The organism is Microbacterium sp. (assembly GCF_031178525.1).
GTDB lineage: Bacteria > Actinomycetota > Actinomycetes > Actinomycetales > Microbacteriaceae > Microbacterium.
Map to the genome: position 1 here is coordinate 21,397 of NZ_JAPSJA010000012.1, position 6,000 is coordinate 27,396.

At 72.1% G+C, this 6,000-nt stretch carries 7 protein-coding genes; 4 read left to right on the forward strand and 3 right to left on the reverse strand.

The features are described from left to right. The first annotated feature begins 2 nt into the window (after positions 1-2). The gene (locus tag RIF89_RS02035; RefSeq protein WP_309067497.1) at positions 3-1,013 is read left to right on the forward strand and encodes an aldo/keto reductase; all 1,011 of its coding nucleotides are present in this window, start codon (positions 3-5) and stop codon (positions 1,011-1,013) included. 70 nt (positions 1,014-1,083) lie between these two features. Here RIF89_RS02035 and RIF89_RS02040 read toward each other — a convergent pair whose 3' ends face one another. Beyond that, complete coding sequence (locus tag RIF89_RS02040) at positions 1,084-1,557, reverse strand: VOC family protein (protein ID WP_309067498.1); 474 nt, start codon at positions 1,555-1,557, stop codon at positions 1,084-1,086. A gap of 213 nt (positions 1,558-1,770) precedes the next feature. Between RIF89_RS02040 and RIF89_RS02045 the strand changes: the two genes are divergently transcribed. Further along, a complete protein-coding gene (locus RIF89_RS02045) occupies positions 1,771-2,961 on the forward strand; it encodes a M23 family metallopeptidase (protein ID WP_309067499.1) in 1,191 nt (396 codons plus the stop codon). Between the two features lie 40 nt (positions 2,962-3,001). On the opposite strand, the gene RIF89_RS02050 is transcribed toward RIF89_RS02045, so the two are convergent. Continuing rightward, a complete protein-coding gene (locus tag RIF89_RS02050; protein ID WP_309067503.1) occupies positions 3,002-3,610 on the reverse strand; it encodes a TrmH family RNA methyltransferase in 609 nt (202 codons plus the stop codon). A 70-nt stretch (positions 3,611-3,680) separates the two neighbouring features. Between RIF89_RS02050 and RIF89_RS02055 the strand changes: the two genes are divergently transcribed. Beyond that, positions 3,681-4,955: an Nramp family divalent metal transporter gene (locus RIF89_RS02055; RefSeq protein ID WP_309067500.1), complete on the forward strand. Its 1,275-nt coding sequence runs from the start codon at positions 3,681-3,683 to the stop codon at positions 4,953-4,955. A gap of 31 nt (positions 4,956-4,986) precedes the next feature. Continuing rightward, positions 4,987-5,625, forward strand: a complete 639-nt coding sequence (locus RIF89_RS02060) for a metal-dependent transcriptional regulator (RefSeq protein WP_309067501.1) — start codon at positions 4,987-4,989, stop codon at positions 5,623-5,625. 106 nt (positions 5,626-5,731) lie between these two features. Here the strand turns inward: RIF89_RS02060 and RIF89_RS02065 are convergent. Next, positions 5,732-6,000, reverse strand: a 269-nt coding sequence (locus tag RIF89_RS02065) for a TIM barrel protein (protein WP_309067502.1), incomplete at its 5' end; no start/stop codon positions are given.

Sequence of the window (6,000 nt, forward strand, 5' to 3'; positions counted from 1 at the left end):
GCGTGACAGATGCGCGCACATCCACCGACATGATCGAACTCGGCGACGGCCTGCGGGTCTCGCCCCAGGGCTACGGCGCCATGTCGCTCAGCGACATCTACGGCCCGGTCTCGGACGATGACGCACTGCGCACGCTGACCCACGCGGTCGACAGCGGCGCGACGTTCGTCGACACCGCGAACATCTACGGTGCGGGTCGCAGCGAGCGCATCATCTCGCGGCTGATCCGCACGCGGCGCGACGAGGTGCAGCTCGCGAGCAAGTTCGGGATCGTGGCGGGCGGCGGGGTCGGCAAGCGCGGCATCCGCGGGGACCGGGCCTACGTCCGCGAGCAGATCGAGCTGAGCCTCGGCCGCCTCGGCACGGATCGCCTCGACCTCTACTATCAGCACCGCGTGGATCCGAACGTGCCGATCGAGGAGACCGTCGGGGCGCTCGCCGAGCTCGTGCAGGAGGGCAAGATCCGGCACATCGGCCTGTCGGAGGCGACGGGCGAGGAGATCCGGCGCGCGGCGTCCGTGCATCCGATCGCGGCCGTCCAGAGCGAGTGGAGCATCGTCAGCCGCGATGTCGAGGCGCACGTCCTGCCGGCGGCGAGGGACCTCGGCATCGGCTTCGTGCCGTACTCGCCCCTCAGCCGCCAGTGGCTCACGGGCGCGTTCGACGCCGCGACGCTGACCGGGGCCGACGGGCGTCCGAAGTTCCCCCGCTTCGCTCCCGAGGCGCTCGCCGCGAATCGCCCGATCCTCGAGGAGGTGCTCGCGATCGCGAGCGAGGCCGCCGTGACGCCCGCGCAGCTCGCGCTCGCCTGGCTGTACGACAAGGGCCGTGCGCTCGGCCTGCCGGTCGTGCCGATCCCCGGCACGCGGTCCCCCGAGCGCGTCGATGAGAACCTGGCCGCGATCGACGTGGAGCTCGCGCCCGCTCACGTCGCGCGGCTCGACGAGCTCGCGCCGCGCGTGGTCGGGGGCCGCTCGTTCGACCCCCAGTGGGTGTCGGCCGGGCGGGAGTAGCGCGGGTCGACGGTCGTCACAGCGAGGTGCGCTCGCGCGCGGCCGTCGGCCACCCCGGCGAGCGTTTCGATCAGAAGGTCAGGGCCTCGAGCTGGGCGATGTCGATCTTCTTCATGCCCATCATCGCCTGCACCTGCGCGGGCGAGTTCAGGAGGGCGTGCATGTCGGCGGGCAGGATCTGCCAGCTGACGCCGTAGCGATCCTTGCACCACCCGCACTGCTCCGCCTCCGGCACGTGCGACAGGCGGCCCCAGTAGTAGTCGAGCTCCTCCTGGTCCTTGCACTCGATCGCGAACGAGATCGCCTCGCTGAACCGGAAGGCCGGGCCGCCGTCCAGACACCCGAATCGGATGCCCGCGAGCGTGAACTGGCCGTTGATGACCTTGCCCGCCATGCCCCGGAAGTGCTCGTCGAGATCCTCCTCCGGATACTCGTCGACCCGGTCGATCCGGCTGTCCGGGAACACGTCGCAGTAATACTCCATGGCCTCGCGGGCATTGCCGTCGAACCACAGGAACGGGCGGATGAGCGGTGCGCTGATCATGGGCCGACCTCCTCGTCGGGCGCCAGGCTACGCCGCCCGGGTGGGGAGCGGTACCCCGGTCAGCGGGAAAATCCACCCCGGGGGTTCCCTCGCTCACGCGAGAGGCGCACGATGGGTCCCGGGAGAGCCATGCATCCACCGATCGCGAGACCTGTACAGCATCCGGTGACGCCGCGTCCGCGTCACGTGCTCGCGGTACGCGCGGGTCGGGTCGTGGCGGCACTCACGCTCACGGGGGTCGCCGTCGCCGCCACGGGCGCGGCCGTTCCGGCAGCGGGCGAGCAGCCGGTCGCGGAGACCGTGTCGATCGTCGCCGAGCCGGCACTGAACGTCACGGCTCAGGGCGGCGCCTCCGAGGACGACCAGGAGCACACAGGCTTCGGCGCGCCGGAGGCGCAGCTGCCGCGCTTCGTCGGCGAGGGCCTCCCGGACGGCGCGACCGCACTCGCGGAGCAGCTGGCCGGGCTTCCGGCGCTCGAGGCGAGCCCCTATGCCGCGACGACGCCGGACGAGCTCCACGAGATCCGCCGCGACGCGCGCCTCACGCTCGTGAAGGCCGCGATCGAAGCCGGCATCCCCGTCGATCTGTCGCGCTTCGCGGAGGACCCGGACTTCGACCTGGCCTCGATCGGCACCCTCACCTGGCCGCTCGCGGGCGGGACGATGACCGACCGCTTCGGCGCGCGCAACGGACGCCACATGGGCCTCGACATCGCGGCGGCCGCGGGCACGCCGATCGGGGCGGCCGCGCCCGGCGTGGTCATCCTGTCGAGCGAGAGCTACTTCGGCTACGGCGTCGCGGTGATGATCCTCCACATCGACGGCATGATCACGCTCTATGGGCACCTCACACACGGCAGCCGCGTTGTCGAGTCCGGCGACTGGGTGGAGGCGGGCGACCCGATCGGGCTCGTCGGCAACACCGGCCGCAGCTTCGGGCCGCATCTGCACCTCGAGGTGCGCGTCGGCGGCGTCGCCGTCGACCCTCTGATCTACCTCGGTGGCGCGTCGAAGCGCCCCGTCATCAAGCCCTGGAAGCCCGACGCCGCACCCGCGACGCCTCGCCCCGCCGCCGTGCCGAGCGAGCCGAAGCCGACGACCTCGCCCGACGCGAAGCCCAAGCCGAAGCCGACCGCGAAGCCCAGCGGCAAGCCGACCGGGAAGCCGACGCCGAAGCCCACTCCGACGCCGAAGCCCACGATCACGCCGACGCCCACCGGCACGCCGCCCCCGAAGCCGACGACGACCCCGAAGCCGACCGGCAGCCCGAAGCCGACGCCGACGACAACGCCCACGCCGAAGCCCGCCACCCCGCCGGCGAATCAGACGCCGAGCCCCACGCCGACGCCGACCCCCACCGGCGACGTCGTGGTCGGCACGGTGGCGGACCCGCTGCTCGACTGACCCGTCGAAGCCGTGCGGTCAGCCGCGGCGCGCGGCCGGTTCAGCCCGCATACCGCCGGCACCACTCGTACATCACCACGGCGGCGGCGGCCGAGGCGTTGATCGAGCGGGTCGAGCCGTACTGCGTGATCTCGATGTGGCCGGACGCCGCCGCGAGCGCCTCGTCCGACAGGCCGGGGCCCTCCTGACCGAACAGCAGCACGCACCGCTCGGGCAGCTCCGCGCGGTCGACGGGCACGGCGTCGCCGACGTTGTCGACGGCCAGGATCGGGATGTCCTCCGCGCGGGCCCACGCCGCGAACGCCACGACGTCCTCGTGGTGCACGACGTGCTGGTAGCGGTCGGTGACCATCGCGCCACGGCGGTTCCAGCGGCGGCGGCCGATGATGTGCACGGTCTCGGCGAGGAACGCGTTGGCACTGCGCACGATCGAGCCGATGTTCATGTCGTGCTGCCAGTTCTCGATCGCCACGTGGAACGGATGCCGCCGCTGGTCGAGGTCGGCGACGATCGCGTCCATGCGCCAGTACCGGTAGCGGTCGATCACGTTGCGCGTATCGCCGTGCGCGAGCAGCTCCGGGTCATAGAAGGGATCCTGCGGCCACTCCCCCTGCCACGGACCGACGCCGTGGCCGCGCAGCTCGTCCATGGGTTCCGTCACCGCAGAAGGCTATCGCACCGGCTTTTCGGTGCACCTAAAAATCTGCCACACTGGGCGCATGACGACGACGGAGCCTCGCACCGCGACCCGCCCTCCGCGCATGGCGTGGCTGCTGGGGCCCGCGCTCGTGGCAGGCGTCGCGTACCTGGATCCGGGCAACGTCGCGGCCAACATGACGGCGGGCGCGCGTTACGGCTACCTGCTCGTGTGGGTCGTCGTGCTGGGGAACACCATGGCGTGGCTCATCCAGTACCTGTCGGCCAAGCTCGGCGTCGTCACGGGCCAGAGCCTTCCCGAACTGCTCGGCCGGCGCATCCGGAACCGCTGGGGTCGCCGCGCCTACTGGCTGCAGGCCGAGCTCGTGGCGATGGCGACCGACGTCGCCGAGGTGCTGGGCGGCGCCGTCGCGCTGAACCTGCTGTTCGGCGTGCCACTGGTCTGGGGCGGCCTCATCACCGGCGCGGTCTCGCTCGCGCTGCTCGTGCTGCAGTCGACGCGCGGCGCGAAGACCTTCGAGTTCGTCATCATCGGCCTGCTCGTGATCATCGCCGTCGGCTTCGCGGTCGGCGTGTTCGTCGCCCCGCCCGACGGCGGATCCGTCCTGTCCGGACTCGTGCCGCGCTTCGAGGACGCCGGATCCGTTCTGCTGACGGCATCGATCCTCGGCGCGACCGTGATGCCGCACGCCATCTACGCGCACTCCGCTCTCGCGCGGGATCGCTTCTCGCCCCAGCCCATGGCGCCGCTCGGCGACGGATCGCTCCGCGAGGGCGGCGTGAGCGTCAGCCGCATCCTGCGCGCGACGAAGTGGGACGTCACGATCGCGCTGTTCGTGGCCGGCTCCGTCAACCTCGCGATCCTGCTGCTCGCCGCCGCCAATCTGCCCGGCGTGCCCGGCACCGACAGTTTGGAGGGCGCCCACGCCGCGATCGCGCAGGGGCTCGGCGCCGTGATCGCGACGCTGTTCGCCGTCGGCCTGCTCGCGAGCGGCCTGGCCTCCACGTCGGTCGGCGCCTACGCCGGTGCCGAGATCATGCACGGCCTGCTGCGCGTGCGCGTCCCGCTGATCGCTCGCCGCCTGTTCACACTGCTGCCGGCCCTGGTGATCCTGGCCATCGGCTTCGATCCGACCCTGGCGCTCGTGCTGAGCCAGGTCGTGCTGTCGTTCGGCATCCCATTCGCGCTCGTGCCGCTCGTGTGGCTCACGGCGCAGCGTCGCACGCTCGGCGACCACCGCAACCGCATCTGGACGACGATCGCGGGCTCGGCCGCGGCGGCGTTCCTCATCGCGCTCAACTCGATCCTGCTGTGGCTGGTCGCGACCGGCGCGTGATCCGGCGGAGCGGCCCGAATACGATCGATCCGTGCCGAACTCGCCCGCGATCGACGACTACCTGAAGACGGTGTACGCGCACACCGAGTGGCAGGATGCGCCCATCACGCCGTCGGTGCTCGCCGGCAAGCTCGGGATCGCGCCGTCGAGCGTGACCGAGATGGTCAAGAAGCTCAGCGCGCAGGGCCTCGTCGCGCACGAGCCGTACCGTGCGGTGCGGCTGACGCCGGAGGGCGAGCGGCGTGCGCTCGCGATGGTGCGTCGCCACCGCCTGATCGAGACGTGGCTCGTCGAGGAGCACGGCTACACGTGGGACGAGGTGCACGAGGAGGCCGAGGTGCTCGAGCACGCCATCAGCGACCGCCTCCTCCAGAAGATCGACGAGCGGCTCGGACACCCGCGGTTCGACCCGCACGGCGATCCGATCCCCGATGCCGCGGGCCTGGTGGACGCGCGCGAGAGCTTCGTGCTGCTGGGCGAGGCGCCCGTGGGGCATGCGGGGCGCATCCTGCGCGTGAGCGATCGCGACCCGGGCCTGTTGCGCCTCATCGAGCGCGCCGGCATCGCGGTCGGTCAGGAGGTGCGGGTCACCGCGACGGGCGTCGAGATCGGCGGCGCCCCCGTCGACCTGCCCGCGGCCGCCGCCGACGTGATCTGGCTCAGCAGCTGATCCACCGCGCGCGGTGGCCCGGGCCCGACGGCTCAGCGCGCGGCGGGGGTGCGGCGTCTGCACCGCGAAGCGCGCCGCTTCGTGCACACACCGCACCTTCGCGGCTCTACTGGTTGCTGAACGCGGCGTCGAACGACGCCTCGGGGCGCTTCCAGAGGAGCGAGCGGATGCGCCCGACCGCTTCGGCCGCACCGTGCAGCCGGTCCATGCCGGCGTCCTCCCACTCGATCGAGATGGGACCCGCGTAGCCGATCGCGCCGAGCGCGCGGAACGCGTCCTCCCACGGCACGTCGCCGTGCCCGGTCGAGACGAAGTCCCACCCGCGACGCGGGTCCCCCCACGGCAGGTGCGAGCCGAGGATGCCCGATCGACCCG